General features: G+C 37.5%; 24 protein-coding genes and 1 pseudogene. 13 read left to right on the forward strand and 12 right to left on the reverse strand.

Annotated elements, in window-relative coordinates; translation table 11 throughout:
• The first annotated feature begins 36 nt into the window (after window positions 1-36).
• The 3 genes from WJM97_RS08330 to WJM97_RS08340 all read left to right on the forward strand — a co-directional run bounded on the left by WJM97_RS08330 (window position 37) and on the right by WJM97_RS08340 (window position 1,731).
• Window positions 37-204, forward strand: coding sequence for a hypothetical protein (locus WJM97_RS08330; protein WP_353932577.1), 168 nt, complete (start codon window positions 37-39; stop codon window positions 202-204).
• A gap of 26 nt (window positions 205-230) precedes the next feature.
• Window positions 231-467: a hypothetical protein gene (locus WJM97_RS08335; protein ID WP_353932578.1), complete on the forward strand. Its 237-nt coding sequence runs from the start codon at window positions 231-233 to the stop codon at window positions 465-467.
• Window positions 468-693: 226 nt separating this feature from the next.
• The gene (locus WJM97_RS08340) at window positions 694-1,731 is read left to right on the forward strand and encodes an isochorismatase (protein ID WP_353932579.1); all 1,038 of its coding nucleotides are present in this window, start codon (window positions 694-696) and stop codon (window positions 1,729-1,731) included.
• Between the two features lie 36 nt (window positions 1,732-1,767).
• Here the strand turns inward: WJM97_RS08340 and WJM97_RS08345 are convergent, their stop codons facing one another.
• Complete coding sequence (locus tag WJM97_RS08345; protein WP_353932580.1) at window positions 1,768-2,331, reverse strand: M23 family metallopeptidase; 564 nt, start codon at window positions 2,329-2,331, stop codon at window positions 1,768-1,770.
• 322 nt (window positions 2,332-2,653) lie between these two features.
• On the opposite strand from WJM97_RS08345, the gene WJM97_RS08350 reads away from it, so the two are divergent.
• Window positions 2,654-3,850, forward strand: coding sequence for an HhoA/HhoB/HtrA family serine endopeptidase (locus tag WJM97_RS08350; protein ID WP_353932581.1), 1,197 nt, complete (start codon window positions 2,654-2,656; stop codon window positions 3,848-3,850).
• 45 nt (window positions 3,851-3,895) lie between these two features.
• Here the strand turns inward: WJM97_RS08350 and WJM97_RS08355 are convergent, their stop codons facing one another.
• The 3 genes from WJM97_RS08355 to ispD all read right to left on the reverse strand — a co-directional run bounded on the left by WJM97_RS08355 (window position 3,896) and on the right by ispD (window position 5,651).
• Window positions 3,896-4,240, reverse strand: a complete 345-nt coding sequence (locus tag WJM97_RS08355; RefSeq protein WP_353932582.1) for a DUF760 domain-containing protein — start codon at window positions 4,238-4,240, stop codon at window positions 3,896-3,898.
• Between the two features lie 83 nt (window positions 4,241-4,323).
• Window positions 4,324-4,893, reverse strand: a complete 570-nt coding sequence (gene scpB, locus WJM97_RS08360; protein WP_353932583.1) for an SMC-Scp complex subunit ScpB — start codon at window positions 4,891-4,893, stop codon at window positions 4,324-4,326.
• 77 nt (window positions 4,894-4,970) lie between these two features.
• Window positions 4,971-5,651: a 2-C-methyl-D-erythritol 4-phosphate cytidylyltransferase gene (gene ispD / locus WJM97_RS08365; RefSeq protein WP_353932584.1), complete on the reverse strand. Its 681-nt coding sequence runs from the start codon at window positions 5,649-5,651 to the stop codon at window positions 4,971-4,973.
• A gap of 158 nt (window positions 5,652-5,809) precedes the next feature.
• Between ispD and WJM97_RS08370 the strand changes: the two genes are divergently transcribed.
• Window positions 5,810-6,769, forward strand: a complete 960-nt coding sequence (locus tag WJM97_RS08370) for a glycosyltransferase family 9 protein (RefSeq protein ID WP_353932585.1) — start codon at window positions 5,810-5,812, stop codon at window positions 6,767-6,769.
• A gap of 52 nt (window positions 6,770-6,821) precedes the next feature.
• On the opposite strand, the gene WJM97_RS08375 is transcribed toward WJM97_RS08370, so the two are convergent.
• Window positions 6,822-7,310, reverse strand: a complete 489-nt coding sequence (locus WJM97_RS08375) for a CRR6 family NdhI maturation factor (RefSeq protein ID WP_353932586.1) — start codon at window positions 7,308-7,310, stop codon at window positions 6,822-6,824.
• Window positions 7,311-7,615: 305 nt separating this feature from the next.
• Here WJM97_RS08375 and WJM97_RS08380 point away from each other — a divergent pair, with 305 nt between their 5' ends.
• Entirely contained in the window at window positions 7,616-8,062 is a 447-nt protein-coding gene (locus WJM97_RS08380) for a Fur family transcriptional regulator (RefSeq protein ID WP_353932587.1), read from the forward strand.
• 123 nt (window positions 8,063-8,185) lie between these two features.
• Window positions 8,186-9,934 carry a DUF3685 domain-containing protein gene (locus WJM97_RS08385; RefSeq protein WP_353932588.1) on the forward strand — a complete coding sequence of 583 codons (1,749 nt, stop codon included), beginning with the start codon at window positions 8,186-8,188 and terminating at the stop codon, window positions 9,932-9,934.
• A gap of 43 nt (window positions 9,935-9,977) precedes the next feature.
• Here WJM97_RS08385 and WJM97_RS08390 read toward each other — a convergent pair whose 3' ends face one another.
• From WJM97_RS08390 to WJM97_RS08410, 5 genes and pseudogenes are all read right to left on the reverse strand, one after another.
• On the reverse strand, window positions 9,978-11,462 hold the full coding sequence (locus WJM97_RS08390) for an NAD(P)/FAD-dependent oxidoreductase (RefSeq protein WP_353932589.1): 1,485 nt from the start codon (window positions 11,460-11,462) through the stop codon (window positions 9,978-9,980).
• Between the two features lie 97 nt (window positions 11,463-11,559).
• Window positions 11,560-12,672: a threonine-phosphate decarboxylase CobD gene (cobD, locus tag WJM97_RS08395; protein ID WP_353932590.1), complete on the reverse strand. Its 1,113-nt coding sequence runs from the start codon at window positions 12,670-12,672 to the stop codon at window positions 11,560-11,562.
• 26 nt (window positions 12,673-12,698) lie between these two features.
• Window positions 12,699-13,001 (reverse strand): HU family DNA-binding protein, encoded by a 303-nt coding sequence (locus WJM97_RS08400; RefSeq protein ID WP_353932591.1) that lies wholly within the window; start codon window positions 12,999-13,001, stop codon window positions 12,699-12,701.
• A 604-nt stretch (window positions 13,002-13,605) separates the two neighbouring features.
• Window positions 13,606-14,961: a DUF3370 domain-containing protein gene (locus WJM97_RS08405; protein WP_353932592.1), complete on the reverse strand. Its 1,356-nt coding sequence runs from the start codon at window positions 14,959-14,961 to the stop codon at window positions 13,606-13,608.
• Between the two features lie 50 nt (window positions 14,962-15,011).
• Window positions 15,012-15,561: pseudogene (locus WJM97_RS08410) on the reverse strand (peptidase C15).
• 193 nt (window positions 15,562-15,754) lie between these two features.
• Here WJM97_RS08410 and hisH point away from each other — a divergent pair.
• Together hisH and rsmD are read left to right on the forward strand one after the other, a co-directional pair.
• Window positions 15,755-16,390, forward strand: a complete 636-nt coding sequence (hisH, locus tag WJM97_RS08415; RefSeq protein WP_353932593.1) for an imidazole glycerol phosphate synthase subunit HisH — start codon at window positions 15,755-15,757, stop codon at window positions 16,388-16,390.
• Window positions 16,391-16,494: 104 nt separating this feature from the next.
• The gene (gene rsmD, locus WJM97_RS08420) at window positions 16,495-17,052 is read left to right on the forward strand and encodes a 16S rRNA (guanine(966)-N(2))-methyltransferase RsmD (RefSeq protein WP_353932594.1); all 558 of its coding nucleotides are present in this window, start codon (window positions 16,495-16,497) and stop codon (window positions 17,050-17,052) included.
• 52 nt (window positions 17,053-17,104) lie between these two features.
• Here rsmD and petG read toward each other — a convergent pair whose 3' ends face one another.
• The gene (gene petG, locus WJM97_RS08425) at window positions 17,105-17,218 is read right to left on the reverse strand and encodes a cytochrome b6-f complex subunit V (RefSeq protein ID WP_013191177.1); all 114 of its coding nucleotides are present in this window, start codon (window positions 17,216-17,218) and stop codon (window positions 17,105-17,107) included.
• A gap of 208 nt (window positions 17,219-17,426) precedes the next feature.
• Here petG and WJM97_RS08430 point away from each other — a divergent pair, with 208 nt between their 5' ends.
• Complete coding sequence (locus WJM97_RS08430) at window positions 17,427-17,801, forward strand: cytochrome c (protein WP_353933131.1); 375 nt, start codon at window positions 17,427-17,429, stop codon at window positions 17,799-17,801.
• A gap of 51 nt (window positions 17,802-17,852) precedes the next feature.
• On the opposite strand, the gene WJM97_RS08435 is transcribed toward WJM97_RS08430, so the two are convergent.
• Window positions 17,853-18,503, reverse strand: a complete 651-nt coding sequence (locus WJM97_RS08435) for a Uma2 family endonuclease (RefSeq protein WP_353932595.1) — start codon at window positions 18,501-18,503, stop codon at window positions 17,853-17,855.
• Window positions 18,504-18,761: 258 nt separating this feature from the next.
• Between WJM97_RS08435 and WJM97_RS08440 the strand changes: the two genes are divergently transcribed.
• From WJM97_RS08440 to WJM97_RS08450, 3 genes are all read left to right on the forward strand, one after another.
• A complete protein-coding gene (locus WJM97_RS08440; protein WP_353932596.1) occupies window positions 18,762-19,484 on the forward strand; it encodes a pyridoxine 5'-phosphate synthase in 723 nt (240 codons plus the stop codon).
• A gap of 107 nt (window positions 19,485-19,591) precedes the next feature.
• Window positions 19,592-20,329 (forward strand): SnoaL-like polyketide cyclase, encoded by a 738-nt coding sequence (locus tag WJM97_RS08445; protein ID WP_353932597.1) that lies wholly within the window; start codon window positions 19,592-19,594, stop codon window positions 20,327-20,329.
• Between the two features lie 71 nt (window positions 20,330-20,400).
• Window positions 20,401-20,730, forward strand: coding sequence for an MgPME-cyclase complex family protein (locus tag WJM97_RS08450; RefSeq protein ID WP_353932598.1), 330 nt, complete (start codon window positions 20,401-20,403; stop codon window positions 20,728-20,730).
• The last annotated feature ends 15 nt before the right edge of the window (window positions 20,731-20,745 follow it).

The raw sequence follows: 20,745 nt of genomic DNA on the forward strand, positions 1-20,745 counted from the left end.
CTTCTCAGATTGCCACAGTTGAGGTACTTTTGGGAGATGAGTTGGGAAAAATTAGGAAATATTTCTTTTGGCGATCGCTATACTCTTAATTTTTATGATTATAATTTGTATAAATATTACCTCAACTTATTACCTCAACTTAGCTCACCAGTTTTGTTATTATTTTATATTTCTGTAGTAACAACTTACATGAAGTTAAAATAGATGATCATTTCTATGGTTGAATACCCATGATAAAAAAAACCTCAACACTCCAAGAAATTATTGAAGCTATAGACGCACTTGAACTGGCAGAACAAGAGATGCTTATGGAAATTTTTAGTAAGAGTCTCAAAGAATATCGTCGTAAGGAATTATTAAAGGCGTTTGAAACTGCTCGTCAAACTTATGATCAAGGTGAGGTTACTTTTGTCTCAGCTGCTGAGTTACTAGCTGAGTTAAGTAACTCTAAAACTTTAACTACATAATCTCAAATAGGTAAGAATTAAAGAGTCAAAAGTCAGAATGTTTGAAAATCAGTAAATAATCAACTAGTCATTTTTGGCATACACCTGAAAAAGCTGAATGATTGCTGAATACTTACGGATAATTTTAAAAAAACTGACCACTGAATGCTAGTAGCTAAATGTTGACTCAAAAAGATGCTGATATCAAATCTACTGTTTTAAACATTAATTATGCTGCTATTTGATTATGAATACTCTCCTCATGAACCAATTTCCCATCCCCCCGCACTTTAACCCATTAAAGGTCGGTGAAGTTTGGCGCGTACCTTATCAAAAACTTGCTCCTGAAGCAGAATCATGGGCAAAAAAACAAAATATTTCAGTCTCAGCCAATGATAAAGTCAATATTTGTTTGTTATTAATAGATGTCCAAAATACTTTTTGTATTCCAGATTTTGAATTATATGTAAGGGGAGAAACTGGAACTGGTGCAGTTGAAGATAATCAAAGATTATGTGAGTTTATTTATCGTAATTTAGGCATAATTACTAAAATTATTCCCACCCTAGATACTCACAATACTATGCAAATTTTCCATCCTATATTTTGGATTAACAAAGATGGAAAACACCCCATACCAGCAGCTACCAATATTACACTATCAGACATAGAAGCAGGTATCTGGCAAGTAAATCCAGTGGTTGCTAATAGCATTACTCAAGGGGATTATGGATTATTAGAAAAACAGGTTTTTCATTATGTAAAAAAACTGAGTTTAGATGGTAAATATCCCCTCACGGTTTGGCCTTATCATTCTATGTTAGGAGGAATTGGCCATGCTTTGGTTTCCTCTGTAGAAGAAGCCATTTTTTTCCATGGTATTGCTCGTCAAACTCAAACACAGTTTGAATTAAAAGGAGAAAATCCTTTAACTGAAAATTATTCTATTTTGCGACCAGAAGTGTTAACGGGATTTGATGATCAGCCTATTGCTGACAAAAATACAAATTTAATTAAACAACTTTTGGAATATGATGCGGTGATTATTGCTGGACAAGCTAAGAGTCACTGTGTAGCTTGGACAATTGATGATTTATTAACAGAAATTAACCAGGTAGATCGCACCCTAACCAGGAAAATCTATCTATTAGCAGATTGCACTTCACCTGTAGTTGTTCCTGGTGTGGTTGACTACACAGAACAAGCTAATACAGCATTTAAAAGATTTGCAGATGCGGGAATGAACATGATTAAATCAACAAATGAATTCGTAATTGAGCATTGAGCATTGGGTTATTCATCTCCCCCTGCGTCGTCTGTCTTATTTCAAATACTCTTTTGGATCTTTAGCTGTCCACCCCAAGGGTTCATCAGCACGAATTTCAAAATGTAGATGTGTTTCCCTAGATGTAGGTTGTCCTGTAGCACCTACTGTTCCTATAATGTCGTCTTTTTGTATTGTTTGTCCTAAATTCACTTGTATGGTCTCTAATTGGGCGTAACGAGTTTGTAAACCTCCTGCATGGTTGATTATCACTAATTTGCCATAGCTGCCTTGATCTTTGGCAAAGACGACAATACCAGGAGCGCTCGCTTTTACTTGTGTACCTACAGGTGCGACTAAATCAACACCACTATGAAAAAAAACTTTACCTGTAATTGGATGAATTTGCCATCCATAAGGTAATGCTATAGTTGTAAAATTAGTTAAGGGATATCCTGTTATTGTTGTCGCTGATGCGGTTTTTATCAGGGGAACTGCGATCATCTGATTCCCTTTTATCTTTAGTTCAGCATTAGCACTTTGTGGTTTTGAAAATATGGATATTAATCCCGTAAAGCTAATTAAACCACATAAAAACAGGGAACGATATATAAAATTCATGTCAATTTGTTTAAAGATGGCTAATTTTAGATTTTAGTTGAGGAATTTTCAAGATGGGATCTTACTTGTATCTTCTGCGCTTTTTATACTTTTCCCCTAGAAAGTAAGTTTACAAACAAATCAGTTTTAGCTGATTACTGAACGCTGATTACAGATAGTTGCTATAAGTTTAATTAAAAATAAATTAATTTGTTTAGTTCTTGTTTCCCTGATTACACTTAAAAGTTAGTAACTGCCTGGGGTGAAAATTATTCTTGAGAGTGATTTTCCATAGAAACAGTACCCGTCTTATTTTCAGCGTCATTATTCTTAATTAATTAATATGAAGTTATCTGTAAAGCAATTAGCCGTTTATCTTTGGTTAGTGGCTATTGGTGGCAGCATTGGTTGGTTTGGGAGTCAATATGTACTCCAAAATAAAACATTTACAGAGTTGAAAAATGTCACAGCTTCAGTACCTCAAGAATCTGTTATAGCTTATCCTAGATTAAGTGTGGGCAATGCTGTTAATAGTGATAACGTTAATTTTATTGCTGATGCTGTACAAAAAGTTGGGCCTGCGGTGGTGCGAATCAATGCCACTCGAAAAGTAGCAAATCCAATTTTTGATATGTTTAAAAAGCCTATTTGGCAGCCTTTTTTTGGAGAAGAGGAGCAACCAATTCCCCAAGAACGTATAGAGCGCGGTACAGGTTCGGGATTTATTTTAAGCGAAGATGGTCAATTACTGACTAATGCTCATGTAGTTGCAAAGACAGACAAAGTACAAGTTACCCTCAAAGATGGGCGAGTTTTTGAGGGTAAAGTAGTGGGTGTGGATAATATCACTGATGTAGCAGTGGTGAAAATTCCTGCTAATAAATTACCTACAGTTAAATTAGGTAATTCACATAACTTAATCCCTGGTCAATGGGCGATCGCTATTGGTAATCCTTTAGGTTTGGATAATACTGTGACTATTGGCATTATCAGCGCGACAGATCGCACCAGCGCCCAAGTAGGAGTTCCTGATAGGCGAGTTAGCTTTATCCAAACTGATGCAGCTATTAACCCTGGTAACTCTGGCGGACCTCTTCTGAATGCCCAAGGAGAAGTTATTGGGATTAATACCGCTATTCGCACTGATGCTCAAGGACTTGGGTTTGCTATTCCCATAGAAGTTGCCGCTCGTATTGCCCATGATTTGTTTACCAAAGGACAGGCAGATCACCCTTTTTTGGGGATTGAAATGTCAACTCTTTCACCTACCCAAAAACAAGATTTTGATCAGGGAAACCTTTTTAACATTCAACCTGATGTTGGTATAGTCGTCACACAAGTAACCAAAAATTCCCCGGCAGAGAAAGGGGGACTGCTCCCCGGTGACGTGATTCAAAAAATCAATGGTCAACCTGTGAAAATTACAGCCCAATTACACAAAATGGTTGAGTCTAGTAAAGTCGGTGACATTTTAGCAATTGAAGTCAACCGCAATGGTAAAACTAAGACTCTCAAAGTGCGTTCAGGAACTAAACCGTGAAAGTCAGTGGAGTACAGGCGTAAATAATCACGTCTGTACTTTTAACTATTCGTTGGATAAATGTTCTAGTTGCATTCTTTGTTCCATTTGACGCAGAAAATACCCCGTCATCATTGCTGATGCTAATAGCCCAGCTAAATTATCCCTGTCTGTTGTCACTTGGACGTGAAAATGTTCCCCTGGGAGCATTCCCACCAGCCCTTGAACATTCTGGGAGATGATTTGTTTAATTTCCGGGCTGACAGACTGGGCTACACGGGCGAGAACGTCGGGGGATTGATGCTGTAAATATTTCAATAACTGATTCGGGTTTTCCCCCAAGTGATCGTTCAAAATCTGATTAGTGTGTTCCTCAGAGTTGTCATTCAAAAAGTCAGGATCAAACACCATTGGCAATTATTTTTAGCTTAGTTGCTAATTCTACTCTAAACCATAGTACAAGCCTAGCGCATTTGTGATTGGTCATTCGGTTATTAATCTCCCCCTGTTTCACCTGTTTCTTCACTGTTGTCTGTTCTTGCTAACTCTAGTTCTAGTTGCTGTTCTTGGCGATCTATGGGGATAATTTCAGGAAGTTGATCAATTTGAAAATATTGATGAAATTTAGGTGTAACTTGTAATGAATATGACCGAGATTCTCCATCTCGGCGTTTGCGGACAAATCCCAGTTCTACTAATTCAGGAACGTGTTGATATACACCTGAACCACGGAGGTTAATTAAATCACTTTGTAAAATCGGACTATTGAGAGCGATGGCGGCTAATGTTCGCAAAGCTCCTACACCTAATTCTACAGGTATCAACGCCTGTACTAAATCATAAAAATCTGACCGCAGTTGTAAACTATAACCATTTGCAGTGTCTACAACTTCTAAGGCACTATCCCGACGGGCATAGCTATCTATCAGTTCAATTATGCCTTCTTCTGCTGTATGGCGATCGCACCCAGCATAATCTGCAATTTCACTCACAGATAAGGGTTTACCCTTTAAATATAAAATCGCTTCTATTTTGATGGTTATAGGTATATTTTTCTTGGACATATTTAACAATTAAAGTGGTCAGGAGGGGCGAACGGCCGTTCACCCGTACAGAAGTTTTAAATCCATCCCCCATCTTCCTATTCCCTATGACTTAAAATAAATTCAGCGATCGCTAAATCTTGGGGAGTTGTCACTTTTAAATTTGTTTCTTCCCCTGGGACTATCTGTACTTCAATTCCACATTTTTCCAATAAAGCTGCATCATCGGTCACTTCCCAACCTTGGCGCACACCTTCAGCATGACATTGTTTGAGTAGCTTAACATCAAACCCTTGGGGTGTTTGCGCTGCCCACAGATTTTCTCTCTTGGGTGTACTTTGAACCACATTACTTGCATCTACAATTTTGATTGTGTCTTTGACTGGTATAGCTGCTATTAAACCCGAACAGCTAAGAATTGCTTCCGCACAATTATTAAGTAAATTTGGCGTAGCTAAACATCGCGCTCCATCATGAATCAACACTTGTTTAGCACTCTCCGGCAATGCCTGTAAACCGTTGTAAACTGATTCTTGGCGAGTATTACCACCGGGAATAAATTCCACAGGTTTAGTTAGTTTTAAATCAGCCAGAATGGCTTTAAAGTCATCCCAGTCATGGGGTTGGGAAATAATCCCCATCCAATTAATAGCAGTTGCCGCTTCCGCAGCCAATAAAGTCCAAGCAATGAGAGTTTTCGAGCGTACCTCTAATAAAAGTTTATTGCGGTCAGCACCCATTCTTTTACCGCTACCTGCGGCTGGAATTAATAAATACACAATTTTCCTCTATTTTTTAACTAGCAGAAGATAGGGGTGGGAAGGTAGGCTGATAACCCAATCACTAATCACCAATCACTAATTACTCACCAATTACCAATTACCATTCCCTATTTCCCCTAAAATAAGAGCGATAAGCTTCAATAAATAGATTATTTATGCGAGTAGTAGCCCTTGTACCTGGTTCAATTGGCGACCAAATTCTTTTCTTCCCCACCTTGGATGGTCTAAAGCGTCATTATCCCGACGCGCAGATAGATGTCGTGGTCGAACCCCAGTCAAAGGCTGCCTATCAAGTGAGCAAGTCAGTTCACGAGGTTTTGACCTTTGATTACAAGGATCGTAATAGTTTAGCAGATTGGGGTAACTTAGTCGGTACAATCCGCGATCGCGAATATGATGTTGCCATTAGCGCTGGAGAAAGTTGGTTTGTAGGTTTATTTCTCTGGCTAACGGGAATTCCCACCCGGATTGGTTTTCAAGGTAAGGGTGCTGGTTTTCTCACTCATGTTGTGTCTGTAAATTCTTCCCAATATGTAGCATCTATGTATCATGATCTGCTTAAACCTCTGGGAATTAATAAACCTTGTCCAGAGTTAGCAGTGAATATACTTAAACCAGATATAGAATGGGCGCAGCAGCAACAACAACGTTTAGGTATCAATGATTCAGGTTATATCCTGGTTTATGGCGGTTCTGGTAAGTTATCTCAAATTAATGGTGCAGATGACAGCTACCCTGTTGCTAATTGGCAACAAATTATTCAAGATTGTCAACAAAAACAGCCAGATTTACCAGTTCTAGTGATTAAAGAAACTGAGGATGAACCATTTGTATCATCTCTGGTCAGATCCTGTCCGGGTATTAAGGTTATTGCCACTGATGATATTCGTAAATTAACAGCCATTATTGGTGGTGCTAGTTTGATGTTAACTATCAACGGCGCGCCATTACAATTGGCTGTCGCTGTACAAACATACACAATTGCCCTTCTGGGTTCTGTAGATCCTGGTAGATTATTACCTACAAGTGATAAGTTCGTAGCTATTAAATCTATGACGGGCAAAACTGCGGATATTGCACCTGTAACCGTGCTGGAAAAAATTTGGGGAGGTTGAACTCATAATTACTAATTCGTAATTCGTAGCGTGCTGTAGGCTCTATTACGAATTACAAATTACTTTTTTCAATCATTTCAAAAAATCCATCTTCTAATTCATAACCTAAAATTTGTGCGAGAGATTTCAATCTAAATTGAGTGGGTATATTTTGCTGTTTTAACCAATCGCTCAAAATAAAAATTTTGTGCATCAAAAATATTTCTAAGGCTTCTGGGTTGTAGAGAATGCCTTCTTTTGAACTAAATTGATGAGGTACTAACATGGCTGCATAACGGGCTAATTCCCCTGATTTCCAGTCTAGTAAAAATGGCAACCACGGATACTTGGCATCTAAACGCACAAACCACAATCTTACCTCTGGAATTTCTGAAAGTTCCCTGGGATCATTGGCTTCCCGTGTATAGTTAATTTCAAAGCTTAGTTGCTGTTCCTGGGATGTAACAGATTTTTCTTGCAGCAGTGGTTCAATTACCTCTAATGCAGGTGACAAATCTAGGTTATGAATAAAGTTGCTATTGAGGCTGATTGTGATTGTCATTGACTTTTTGGCAGCTTTTCTAGATGACTCAACAGTAGGATTGACAATACACAGTAGCAGTTTTTAGCTCTTGATGCTACTACTTTACCCTGGACATTTAGAGTATTTTTAAGCTAAAGTTGTAATGAGTTTGTTTTAGAGTTGAAATCTCATACAGCAACTATCTATCAAAATCAAACTTTCTCAAACCTGTGATTGCTACATCATTTAACGTCAATAACACAGGTGCAAGCAAAAAGTTTGTATGTAACATCCTTGCATATAAAAATCAGTAATCGTCATTTTCCTATAGTTAAAATTGAAATATGCAAAAGCCAGCTATTTCTAAAAAAGTAATTCGTTCTCTAGAAGATGCTCTAGATAGATGTCAAATGCTTGGGATGCGTGTGAGTCGCCAGCGCCGATTTATACTAGAATTACTTTGGCAAGCCAATGAACATCTTTCAGCCAGAGAAATTTATGACCGCTTAAACCAACAAGGTAAAGAGATTGGTCATACATCTGTTTATCAAAATCTAGATGCACTATCTAGTCAAGGGATAATTGAATGTATTGAACATTGTGATGGGCGTTTATACGGAAATATTAGTGATGCTCATAGTCACCTTAACTGCTTAGATACAAATCAAATTTTAGATGTGTATGTAGAATTACCAAAGGATATAATTGAGCAAGTAGAAGCACAAACAGGTGTGAAAATTAGTGGTTACACCATCAACTTTTTTGGACACCGGAACTTAATACCTGATTAATGTTCTACATTGTTATTGTTGATAGATTAAAGTGACAAAAAAAGGTAAAAATGGGGATGACTCAGCTAGGGATAACCAGATTTTTGTGGCTGAGAATAAAGTCTACCTGTATTTGACCTAACTATGAGCGATCGCCCTTTACCTTTACAATTACTGTTAATTGACCCAGATCCCATTTTCCGTTTAGGATTAAGGGTAGCTCTAGAAACAATTCCCCATTTTCAAATATTAGCTGATGTCCCCACAGATACGGCAGCTTTGCAGGTTTTAGCGGAAATTTCTCCACCTGATCAAAACCCAGTTAATTTAATCATTTTAGAATTAGGAAATGGTATTTCTAGCGAATCTCAGCAGCTAGGATTGCAATTTTGTAGACAACTAAAAGCTATATATCCCCAAATACCTATTTTATTGTTGAGTGCAATATCCAAACCAGAAATATTATCAACTGCTCAAAGCATTGGTGTTAATGGTTATTGTCTTAAAGGTACATCTATTTCTGACTTAATTCCTATTATTACAGAAATAGCCAATGGTGGTTTTTACTGGTTAGAAATGCCAGGAATAGATTCTTATTTATCTCGTTTACCCTTTGTAAAACTGCGAAATAATATCCGTTTATCAGGAGTTGAATATATTGATAAATCGCTCACTTCTGTGACATCTAAATTAAAAATTCCCGGACTACCAATATTAGATAAAGCTCTTTTAGCAGGACAAAGAAGAGAACTCTTAGCAGCACGTTGGTTAGTTAATCATTTATTAGTTACACCAGAGGAAAAACAACCCAAACAAATATCTAAATCACCTACTCCACCTACTTCTTATCTTCAGAATAGTATTATTCAAACAGAACCACAACAGATACAAACTATTATCCCACCTTTACTAACTCCGAAAGCAATACAATCTACATTATTGACAGCTTGTATTAATAAACTGCAATTTTCACTAGAAAATCTCACAGATGTACCATTAGAGATTGATATTCTGCGGGAAGACAAAAAAAGAGAATTACTATATATTATCATTCAAAAACTATCTCAACAATTAGAAGAAATTAGAGATTCACAATTGATAAATCAGCAATTATCTGAATTAAGAACTAAAACTCTTAATTATGTATGGAAGTCAACCCTGAAAGATTTTTATGGTAAAGTTTTGCCTCTAAATATAGGTGGAATAAATATAGAAGTCGTTGATTTCTTATTAAATAACTCTACAAATGTAGAAACTGAAATTCTTAATAAAATTCCCTTGATTGAAGACTTATTTTCCTATCTGCTTTTACAAACAGATTTATATGTTGATAATAAATTATCTCCAGCAGGTAGCGAAACAGCAAATTCTCAAGCATCAATGATTCTAGAAAATTTAATCATTCAAGTTGCTAATGGTGTTTTACAACCACTGTTAAATTTTTTGGCAGATGTAGAAACTATTAAACAAACTTTCTATGATCAACATTTGATTTCCACAAGAGAAATTGAAAGATTTAGAAATAATTTATCTTGGAAATACAGGTTAAATAATTATGTAAATGAACCCCAGGCAATTTTTGAAAGTCGTTATGAACTATTTGTATTTGCACCTCGTGGTATTGCTAAAATCTCCGTTTATTCACCCCGCAACCAGGAGTTAGCACAACTCTCTGGTATTCCTTTAACGGTGACATTAATCTTAGAATTTAGGGATGCGATCGCACCTCGTGTACAATCTTTAGTATCATTTGCAGGTAGTGGTATTGTTTTTATCCTCACCCAAATAATTGGTAAAGGTTTAGGTTTAGTTGCTCGTGGTATTCTCCAAGGTATTGGTAGTGTTTCTTTCACAGACAAAAACTCTAAACGCAATCATCAAAGAAATAAATAATGTCTGTTGTCAAAATTTTTAAAGCTTAATGCTGACTGCAAGATCACAAATTCCAGTCTCTTCTAAGATGAAAGAAACTTTGTAAAAACTCTTGTAAATTATGATTTTGATGCAGTTTTTGTTGACTCCATTCTCTTGCAGTTTGTTCTAAAATTTCTGCATAACTAGGATAAACAACAGCTAATTTTCCTAAATTTTCAATTTTCAGATTTTTAGACATTGCCAAAGAAATTAAATTTATTAATTCTCCCGCTGCTGCACCTAATATAGAACATCCTAAAATTTTACCATTTTTTAAAACTATTAATTTACAAATACCTGTAATTTCATTTTTAATTTGTGCTGCTGTTAATGTTTTAAAATAGTTTTTAAAAACTAAAACTTCCTTTGTTCCATATCGGTGTTTAGCTTGTCGTTCTGTTAAACCTACTTGTGCTACTGTTGATTGAGAATTTATTACCCAAGGAAGATCAGAATAATTGACTGTATTTCTATTAAAAAATAGCGCATTTTTGACGGCAATTTTAGCTTCATAATTAGCAATATTCGGAATATCATAACCACCAATTACATCACCACAGGCATAAATTCGCTGATTTGTAGTTTGCAGTTTTTTATTAATAACTAAACGGTGTGGATACCATTTAACTCCTGCTGCTGCTAAATTCAAATCTTCTATATTTGGTTGTTGTCCAGTTGCTACTAAAATTTCATCTGTTTCAATTGCTTTATTTCCAGCTTGTAACCATTTTTTATTTTCTATTTTTCTGACTTGAGAAATATTTATTTTATTGAAAACTCTGATACCATCAGCTTCTAATTCTGCTATTAATAATTGTCCTATTTCTGGTTCAAGATGAGATAAAAAACTTGGATGATTCAATATTAAATTGATGCTACAACCCAAGTGGGCTAAAGTTTGGGCTATTTCAATACTTTGGGGTAAACCACCAATAATTACCCAATTTTTGGGTAGATTTGATTTTTCTAAAGATTGCCAAATATTAGCTAATGTCAGATAACCTGTATTTTGTAAACCTTCAATGTTAGGAATATTTGGACAAGAACCACAAGCGAGTATATAACTACGTCCCTTTAAAATTCGGTTATTAACTACAAAGTTTAGCTTTTTGGAAGTTTGAAATTTTCCCTTACCAATAATTACATCAACTCCTTGAGTAGCTAAGTTAGTGAGGGAATTAACTTGGTTGAAATTTGCAGTTATATTTTGAGCATACAATATTGCTTGTTGATCAGAATAATTGCAGCTATTTGAATGTATTTTTGGTGTTTGTAATTTATTGGTTAGTTCTGTATTTTCTGTATGGTTAATAATACCAATATTTGCTATTTCTAAACATTGCCGAGAGATTTTACTGAGTTCTCTAAGTACGTAATTATGATTCAACTCATAATTAACTTGAGGCTGTACTAAGGCAACTTTAGCCTGTAGTTGGATAGCTTCTAAAGCCGCTTTGTAGCCGGCAAGATCACCACCAATTATGACGATATCGTAGTCATTAGTCATTGGGTATTAGTCATTGGGTATTAGGCATTGGGTATTAGGCATTGGGTTATCAACCTCCTTTGCTTTTTACCTTTTCTCATCAATCACCAGTTTACTGTTAACTGATAACTGATTGCAGGGCTGTTATTAAACGTTGGTTATCAGCTTCAGAACGGACTGCAACGCGGAAGTAGCGATCGCCTAATTCTTTAAAGCTTTGACAATCACGAATGAGAATTTGATCTTGTTGGAGTAATTTCATTTGTAACTCAGAAGTAGAGTGTTGAGATTCCACCAGTAAGTAGTTAACCGAGCCTTCTAGGGGTCTTAACCCATTAATTGATGATAAACCTTGAAATAGTAGGTTGCGTGCCTGTGGTAGCCATTTCCAGGTGAGTTGTTGAAATTTAGTATCTTGTAATGCGGCGATCGCAGCGGCTTCAGCTAAAGTATTTACAGGCCAAGGATCTCGCCAAGATTGCCATTTCGCTAGACGTTCAGGATGTGCGATCGCATATCCCAACCTTAAACCTGGTAAACTATAAAACTTTGTTAACGATCTCAATATTACTAAATTCTCATATTCCTGCACTAATTCTATCAAACTTTGTTCCTGTTCAGGAGGCAGAAAATCCATAAACGCCTCATCCACCACCACCAAAGCAAAATCTTTCAGGTAAGGCAGAATTTCATCCCGTAAAAATAGTTTCCCGGTAGGGTTATGAGGGTTATTTAGTAGCAGTCCATAATCTGAGGATGGGGAGAGAGGGAGAGAGGGAGAGCGGGGGAGAGGGGGTGAATAGTAATTTTTCATGACTCCTGACTCCTGACTCCTGACTCCTACCTGTAAACTAACAGGAAACTCCAGAACTTTGGCATCATAAGCCGCAAGAGTGCGGTAGTAATCGCCAAAGGCTGGAGTCAGTAAAACAGTAGCCGTTAGTTGTGCTAATTCCCTACCCAATAGAGTTAGTAATTCCGCAGAACCATTACCCGGCAAAATCCACTCCGGGGATAGATGATGAAAGCGACCCAGAGCGAGTTTTAACTCTCCATAATCTGGGTCGGGATAGTGTTGAATATTGCCCAGTTGGGAGGCGATTGCAGCAATAACACTGTTTGGCGGTCCCAACGGGCTGATGCTGGCAGAAAAATCAACAATGGCATCACGAGGACAGCCAGCTAACGCTGCTGCCCAAGCTAAATTCCCCCCATGTGCTTTTTGCCTCATCAAAAATGGATTTCCTAAAACAGAAACTACTCTTTTGGCTCTTTTGGCTCTTTTGGGGGTGCTACCCTTTCTCTAAATAGTTTCCCAGCAGAGAAGGCAGGAACTTTGGTAGCTGGGATTTCCATTTTTTCATTGGTTTTGGGGTTGCGACCTTCACGAGCTTTCCGTTCCCGTGATTCAAAAGAACCAAACCCTACGAGAGTAACTTTATCCCCAGAAGAAACCGCTTCGATAATGGTTTCTAAAGCAGCAGTTAAAACAGCGTCTGCTTGTTTTTTAGTCACAGTAGCCTTTTCAGCCACCGCATCAATTAATTCACCCTTGTTCATATCAAACTCCTTGATGTTTACTGGAGATTATTTTCAAGATGTACTCTGTCGCATCTTTACTGAAATCTCTGTTAGCAGAACTACAAAAATCGTCCTTCAAGAGTATTTACACTCAAAACCGCTGTAAATCAGATTGGCTCGACTTTTCAATGAATCATTCTAAGGTGTTGTAGCCAGAAGTGGATAGATGAAAGCATTAATTTATATAGATTTCTGAATATATTGTATTATTTGCTGCATTGTTGCCCTGGAAACAACCTATTTTTAGGCATAAATACTTACTGAGTGTTGGGGACATATCAAGTCAAAAATCAAAGTTAGCGACAGGGGATAAAGATTATTTTTGTCTTGAGATTAAAATGGTACTAATGTTTTGAGATTATGACTCAAAAAATATTATGTGACAACAATACCTCTAAGATACAAGGTTGGGTGCAAAGAAAGCGCAACCCAACGCATCTGTTGGGTTATGGCTAACGCTACGCTCTGCGAATATGCTGATTGCTACGCAACGCTTCACTATTAGATAAATTTGGTAATTGGTAGTTGATAATCATCTATTCCCTATTCCCCATAAACTGTCACCTGTCACCTGTCACCTAACTTACTCCTGGGTCGCAACAGTTAAAACCTGTGGAGGAGAAGCATCAGGAGGGTACAGAAAATCAACTTCCACCCAAGAATTATCCCCAGGTTTCATATTTAATGACACCAAAGGTTCTCCTGGTTCACCTCTTTTTTGTACTAAATGCACAAACCTAGTCGCCGGTTTACCTTGATCATCCCGATAACGTACTCGCACAGTTCCCCTAAAGAAAACCTGACGTGCAGGAGTTGTAAAAAATCGTAAACCTGATTTTGTTAACTCATTTTCCTTAATAGGAGTTTGCACAGATATAGTGACATTTTTTGACTTTTGAGAATTGTTTAACAAAGGCAACCTTAAACTATATTGAATGCCATAATTACCATGGGCAAAATAAGCCGTATCAGGATAACGGACTAACATCGGTGCAGTTTGAATTTGACCTGTGCCAAAAGTTCCCCCATGTAAAGAACTTAAAGGATAAGAAAAAGCCTTACCAGGTTCAGGAATAGTTAAATATCTACTCTTAGAATTATCCGTTAAAAGCGATCGCCATTGAGAACCACGTGCAACACCGGCAACTCGTCCATAAATTGCAGGTTTACCATTTCCCTCTATGGGAGTCGGAGTTTTATCTCTCGGTGTTGATAATTCACCATTATTTAATAAACCTTCCCACTCCGCTAAATTTGGCGCACGTTCACTACCATCAGCGTTTATCTGTGCAAACATCGCTAAACTAGCAGCATACACAGTTCCATCACTCCGCAAACGCATATATGTAGAACGACCATTTAACGGTGGTGTTAATTCTCGTACGGGAATAGGTAAGTTTAATAACATTCGACTTTCCCCAGGGGGAATACTAATATAAGCAGGGAAAATATCTTGTCTTCTCCCTCTTAAAATATCAGACATCACCCGACTACCAGGACCTGCAAACACCAAACCCGAATCATTAGGAACAAAAGAATCTAATTGCACAAAAGGTGCATCTGGCTGACTTAAATAGCTTGCTCCTTGTAATATATTTACCTGCACAGGTTTATCCCCAGGGTTATGTAAAATTACCCCGTGGTAAAGAGAACGTAAATTTTCCGGTGGATCAGCTTTAGCAACATGATGGGAAAAAACATCAAACCGTCCCCGAAACGGAAAGTTTAAATGTGCAGTTGGTACTTTTTTATCATTTCCGGGAAAGGTAGAAAGTAAAATTCCTTCCTTTAATACCAACTCTGGACTATTGCTATTAAATACTGGTACACTATCCAACCTTCCTGGTAACATCCGCACCTCTTGAGGTTGTACTACCTCTGCAGGTGGTGTAGTTGGAGTTGCTTGAGCGAGAGTTAAACCGAGTAATACTGGCAACATAATACAGAGAAAAGTTTTTCTAAAAATACCCTAAAAAGACGCTGACAACTTTAGATAAGTGCCAATTGATTAATGATCAAAACAAAATCAGCAAGAATGTCCATCAAATTTTCTTGATTCAAAATTGGGACAAGGAATGGGTAATTGAGATTGACTCAAGTAGTCCAACACCGAATAATAAAGACCTTCACAGACAAACTTACCACAGTCATAGCTAATATCAACTGCTGCCGTACCAACTAATAATTGTTCAACATTAACAATTGTTTGCAAAGTTTTTTGCCCAAAATTTTCGGGACAATTTTTAGATGTCATAACCGTAGAGGTTACAGATATGCTACTAGCTATAACTTCTACACTTAAATTTTCATAACTAGCAGCCATACCGCAACAGATAACATAATCAGGTTGGAGTTGATTAATTTTGGTAATGACTAGAGAACTAGCAACCTCAACATCTACAGGAAGTCGGCGCAAAAAAATTAAGTCATCAGAGCTATCGGCCATTTTGGCTAATTCGAGTAACAAGTCATCAGAAGAATTTGACTGTTGTTCACTTAGCCAAGTGTCAAAAGAAGTTAATAATATTTTTTTCTGCATAACAAATATTATTTAGAATTAGAATATATATTAGAAATAGCTTGCCAATACTGCTAAGTTAACAATCTTTAATTTTCCATTTGCCTGGAGAAAAGATTAAAGGGTGAAGTTGAAAGAAATTTTTTCTGACCTTTTCCCCCTTAACCGAGAAGTGTTGAATTCCTTCCCCCATTAATTTACAAGGAGTAGGTAAATGCCAGTGATTGCAGTCATAGATTACGAAATGGGAAATTTGCACTCAGTTTGCAAAGGTTTAGAAAAAGCTGGGGCAACTCCTAATGTCACTTATTCTGCTAGAGAGATAGAACAAGCAGATGCGGTAGTTTTGCCAGGAGTTGGATCTTTTGATCCTGCCATGCAACATTTGCGATCGCGTGGTTTAGAACAACCTATCAAAGATGTTATCGCCTCTGGTAAACCCTTTTTAGGTATTTGTCTAGGACTGCAAATTTTATTTGAATCTAGCGCCGAAGGAACTCAACCAGGTTTAGGAATTATCCGAGGAAAAGTCAAACGCTTTCGTCCTGAAGCTGGTATTGCTATTCCCCAGATGGGTTGGAATCAACTCCAACTAACTCAAGCAAAGAGCATTTTGTGGGAACATTTACCCCCTAATCCTTGGGTTTATTTTGTCCATTCCTATTATGTTGACCCTATTGAGCCAAAAGTGAAAGCAGCTACAGTCAATCATGGTAGTCAAAACGTCACAGCGGCGATCGCCCAAGATAATCTGATGGCAGTTCAATTCCATCCCGAAAAATCTTCTAACATTGGATTGCAAATTCTATCTAATTTTGTGGCTCAAGTTCGTGAAAAAATCCCGGCTTAATAAAAATTTGCACTTTTTCAGTGGTCAACAGAAAAAGACAAAAAGTTATTTACCTATTCCTCATGTCTAATAACTAATGACTAATAACTAATGACCAAAAACAAATGAGTCTGAGAATTTACGGGAATCGGCTGCTAAAAACTTTGCCAGGACAAGAAACTAGACCCACCAGCGCCAGGGTCAGAGAAGCAGTTTTTAATATATGGCAAGGAGAAATAGATAGTTGTCACTGGTTAGATTTATGTACAGGTAGTGGCTCAATGGGTGCAGAAGCATTGTGTAGGGGAGCAAATTTAGTAATAGGAATAGAACAATCAAATCGAGCCTGTGCCATCATCCAAGAAAACTGGCAACAATTAGCTAAACAAAATCAAAAATTTCAAATACTGAGGGGAAATGTACTTCAGCAATTAAAAAAATTATCAAATCAAAAATTTGACAAAATTTATTTTGATCCACCTTACGCCAGTGATTTATATCAACCTGTTTTAGAAGCGATCGCTAACTATCAACTCTTAAATATTCACGGAGAAATAGCTGTAGAACATAGCCCCAACTTCACAACCCCAACCATCACCAATTGGGAAATTAGCCGCCAGAAAACCTACGGTAAAACAGCACTCACCTTTTATAAAAACACAGAAATAGAAACAAGCGAGTAATGGGGCATTAGTTTTAATAACATCCCCATCACTCAAAAATCAGCCTTCAGCCTTAACCACCCAACTCAGTAGGGCGTTTGTATTGCTTATAAGCAGCATAGAAAAGTCCGCTCAGGGTAACAAAAATTAGACCCAGAACAATACCAGACAGTAGGGGTTCAACCACTGTAAATCTCCTCTTTACAAATATTCAGAATTAGTTCCTGTTTTTGATTTTACCAAAAATCGTATCAATCCAGTGCCATACCTTGTTTTCAGAATCTAAATACTATCTAAAATTTTCATCTCTGCTTGCAGGGACAATCAAGAAATTTTAAGCTATGTGTAGGAAATGATAAAGTTTCTTGTACACCTAGACTGTGAAAGTAAACCCTTTGGATAAGCAGCTTAACAAACCGGAAACATTAACTCAATGGATCGCCTTATCGGTTTTAGCCATACTCATAACCATACCCTTGACTGTTCTGGGTGTTGAGATGGTTCAATCCTCCGATCCTTACATTAAAAATGTCATCTCACTGCGAGGCAACCCTGTCCAGGGAAAAGCCATCTTTCTCATCAACTGTGCTGGTTGTCACGGTTCAGAAGCAGATGGATTTGTCGGACCGAGTCTACAAGAAGTCTCCAAGCATAAATCTCGATACGGTTTGATCAACCAAGTAATCAGCGGTAAAACACCACCCATGCCTAAATTTCAGCCTAAACCCCAAGAAATGGCAGATTTATTAAGTTATTTGCAAAGTTTATAAAAATGTGTAGAGCCAGAAATATTTGTAAATTCTATCTAGAAATAAATTTTTTTATAAATTTTCGTATAAATTTTCCTTAATCCAATTCCTAAAATTACGCATTGTCTGACTTCTGCCAATAGTTAAACATTGCTGCACATACTCATTGACTAATTCCACAATCGGAATATTCGGAAAATTAGGACTAGATGAAGATTTTACATACTTCCCTTCCTGTAACAAAAAAATCTCTAAACCTTGTTGTTTATATCGCCAAAGTTCAGGAACTCCCAAAATCTGATAATTATCAAATGTAGTGCGAGAAGTAATATCAATTTCAATCGCTAAATCTGGCGGCGGATCTATACTTAAATCAATCCGATTTTTACCAATTACAGCCGCTTGATTTTGAATGTAAAAACTTGTATCCGGTTCTACAGCTTGCCTCATTCTCTCATTTTTCAGAGTTGTAGAGCCAAAAGGCTCAAAATCAAAATCGAGTATTTCCAGCAAGATTTTAACCAAATCACCAACGATTTCTTTATCTTTTTCGTGTTCTGGTAAAGGAACCATAATTTCTAACCAACCATCACTATAAGAAATACGCGCAGCACGCTTTTCCCCCATTTCTTCTAAAATATTTTCTAGTTGCTGCCAACTAATATCTCTAAGTAACATTTGTTGGCCTGGATGAACAATAATTTGTTGCAATTCTAACAACATATTACCTCTGATTAATTCATAACGAAGGCAGGAGGCAGAAGGCAGAAGGCAGGAGGGAATTTTTTAAACGAGGATTTATACCCCGCTTCAAAAACTTTTCGCCTTCAAAGGCAAGGTTTTAGAACCAATTGTTTCGATTATTATTTATTTTTTACTCTGTCACACTGCTCACAATCACAATTTTAACTTGAACATACTCAAAGTCCCGAAATTAGTTAAAATCAACATCACAGAACAGTCAAACAGGAGAAACCGGGCGTGCCTACCCTTGGTGTTAATATTGACCATATCGCTACTATCCGCCAAGCTAGAAGGACAGTAGAACCAGATCCCATTGCCGCCGCAGTATTAGCAGAACTAGCTGGTGCAGACGGAATTACAGCCCATCTAAGAGAAGATAGAAGACATATACAAGATCGAGATGTGCGGTTATTACGGCAAACGGTAAGAACTCACTTAAACTTAGAAATGGCTGCTACTGATGAAATGTTAGCGATCGCCCTAGATATAAAACCCGACTATGTAACCTTAGTCCCAGAAAAAAGGGAAGAAATCACCACAGAAGGCGGATTAGATATTGTTGGCCAAATTGTTAGAATAGGGGAAATAGTTGATAAACTGCAAAATGCGGGCATTCCCGTGAGTTTATTTATTGATGCTGAACCAGCACAAATCGAGGCCTCTGTCAAGGTGCAAGCGAAGTTTATTGAACTGCACACAGGAAAATATGCCGAAGCCAAAGATGAAACAACCAAGCAGCAAGAACTAAATTTATTGGCACAGGGATGCGAACAAGCCATTAAATCAGGGTTGCGAATTAATGCTGGACATGGACTCACCTACTGGAATGTTCACCCAGTAGCCGCACTTCCAGGCATGGAAGAGTTAAATATAGGTCATACTATCATCAGCAGGGCAGCCCTAGTTGGTATAGAAAGGGCAGTCCGAGAGATGAAAGAAGCAATGAAAGGTAATGGGTAATTGGTAATGGGTAAAAATTCTTAATTACGAATTACGAATTATTAGAGGGATTGTCGCTGCGTAAATTCTGGAAAACCTCAAGTCAAATTCTTAACTAGAATAATTTTATGACTTCCGCACAGCCTAACAATCTACCTCTTTGGGTACAGGACAGAGATACCGTAATTGAGTATAGTCAACACGCCCAATGGCGTTATCAAGAATCCCCAGATTATAATCGTTCTAAGGAAAATCTGGCTAAAGAAAGTACCCGCAACCACGTCGAAGGTACACTAGAAGCGATCGTCCAGAACTTAGTGAGAACCTTTGAAATGGAGGTATCTTTTAAAAGTAACCCCCAACAATGGTTATCCGTAGTGAATGATCAATTCCGGATCAGTACCAACGGAGGTAAAGAGTACACAGCAGCAGACCTATCAGCCCAAGGTACTTATAACCTATTTATGGCTGACTCTGAACATTACAAAGCTTCCGAAGAAAATTTTGAATCATCAGCTAAACTTTTCCATAGTACCTTTCCTCAAGGTTTTCCCTGGGAAGTGCTAGAAGTTTATTCAGGCCCACCAGTAGTTACATTTAAATGGCGACACTGGGGACATTTCCGGGGTCAATATAAAGACTTTGCACCCACAGGAGAGACCATAGAAATTATTGGGATGACCATAGCGAATGTTACCGATGATTTAAAAATCATCTCCTTGGAACACTATTTTGACAACAACCTGTTTATAGAGAAACTAACAGCAGGGGGAAAACTAGCAGACAGTAACAATAGTGGCGACAGTGAAACTAAAAGTGGCGGTTGTCCCTTTGGTTCTTGGTTTAAGGGATTAAAGAAAAGTTAACGGCTTAGGGTACAGAATTCCAACTGTACCCTATAAATACTATAAATATTAGATAGAACTCAAGGATGAAAATGCAAACATACTACTACGTTTTGGCTAGTCACCACTTCTTACTAGAAGAAGAACCCTTAGAGGAAGTCCTCAAAGAACGTACCCGCAACTACCACGAACAAGAAAAAGAGATAGATTTTTGGTTGGTGAGAAACCCAGCTTTTCTGGAAGCGCCGGAAATGGCAGCCAATAAAGCTAAGTGTCCTAAACCTCCAGTCGCAATTATTTCTACAAATTCTCAATTTATTACTTGGCTAAAATTACGCCTGGAGTATGTGATTACTGGAGAATTTAACGCTCCCTCGGCAACAATTCCCGATCCTTTGGCATCTTTAACTGCTGTTTCTTAAAGTAGTATTTCTGTA

This window comes from Okeanomitos corallinicola TIOX110 (genome assembly GCF_038050375.1).
Lineage (GTDB): Bacteria > Cyanobacteriota > Cyanobacteriia > Cyanobacteriales > Nostocaceae > Okeanomitos > Okeanomitos corallinicola.

Excerpts from the sequence above, each read along its gene's own strand:
- WJM97_RS08330 (WP_353932577.1), top strand. The coding sequence starts at position 37 with ATGAGTTGGGAAAAATTAGGAAATATTTCTTTTGGCGATCGCTATACT.
- WJM97_RS08335 (WP_353932578.1), top strand. The coding sequence starts at position 231 with ATGATAAAAAAAACCTCAACACTCCAAGAAATTATTGAAGCTATAGAC.
- WJM97_RS08340 (WP_353932579.1), top strand. The coding sequence starts at position 694 with ATGAATACTCTCCTCATGAACCAATTTCCCATCCCCCCGCACTTTAAC.
- WJM97_RS08345 (WP_353932580.1), bottom strand. The coding sequence starts at position 2,331 with ATGAATTTTATATATCGTTCCCTGTTTTTATGTGGTTTAATTAGCTTT.
- WJM97_RS08350 (WP_353932581.1), top strand. The coding sequence starts at position 2,654 with ATGAAGTTATCTGTAAAGCAATTAGCCGTTTATCTTTGGTTAGTGGCT.
- WJM97_RS08355 (WP_353932582.1), bottom strand. The coding sequence starts at position 4,240 with ATGGTGTTTGATCCTGACTTTTTGAATGACAACTCTGAGGAACACACT.
- scpB (WP_353932583.1), bottom strand. The coding sequence starts at position 4,893 with ATGTCCAAGAAAAATATACCTATAACCATCAAAATAGAAGCGATTTTA.
- WJM97_RS08370 (WP_353932585.1), top strand. The coding sequence starts at position 5,810 with ATGCGAGTAGTAGCCCTTGTACCTGGTTCAATTGGCGACCAAATTCTT.
- WJM97_RS08375 (WP_353932586.1), bottom strand. The coding sequence starts at position 7,310 with ATGACAATCACAATCAGCCTCAATAGCAACTTTATTCATAACCTAGAT.
- WJM97_RS08380 (WP_353932587.1), top strand. The coding sequence starts at position 7,616 with ATGCAAAAGCCAGCTATTTCTAAAAAAGTAATTCGTTCTCTAGAAGAT.
- WJM97_RS08385 (WP_353932588.1), top strand. The coding sequence starts at position 8,186 with ATGAGCGATCGCCCTTTACCTTTACAATTACTGTTAATTGACCCAGAT.
- WJM97_RS08390 (WP_353932589.1), bottom strand. The coding sequence starts at position 11,462 with ATGACTAATGACTACGATATCGTCATAATTGGTGGTGATCTTGCCGGC.
- cobD (WP_353932590.1), bottom strand. The coding sequence starts at position 12,672 with ATGAGGCAAAAAGCACATGGGGGGAATTTAGCTTGGGCAGCAGCGTTA.
- WJM97_RS08400 (WP_353932591.1), bottom strand. The coding sequence starts at position 13,001 with ATGAACAAGGGTGAATTAATTGATGCGGTGGCTGAAAAGGCTACTGTG.
- WJM97_RS08405 (WP_353932592.1), bottom strand. The coding sequence starts at position 14,961 with ATGTTGCCAGTATTACTCGGTTTAACTCTCGCTCAAGCAACTCCAACT.
- hisH (WP_353932593.1), top strand. The coding sequence starts at position 15,755 with ATGCCAGTGATTGCAGTCATAGATTACGAAATGGGAAATTTGCACTCA.
- rsmD (WP_353932594.1), top strand. The coding sequence starts at position 16,495 with ATGAGTCTGAGAATTTACGGGAATCGGCTGCTAAAAACTTTGCCAGGA.
- WJM97_RS08435 (WP_353932595.1), bottom strand. The coding sequence starts at position 18,503 with ATGTTGTTAGAATTGCAACAAATTATTGTTCATCCAGGCCAACAAATG.
- WJM97_RS08445 (WP_353932597.1), top strand. The coding sequence starts at position 19,592 with ATGACTTCCGCACAGCCTAACAATCTACCTCTTTGGGTACAGGACAGA.
- WJM97_RS08450 (WP_353932598.1), top strand. The coding sequence starts at position 20,401 with ATGCAAACATACTACTACGTTTTGGCTAGTCACCACTTCTTACTAGAA.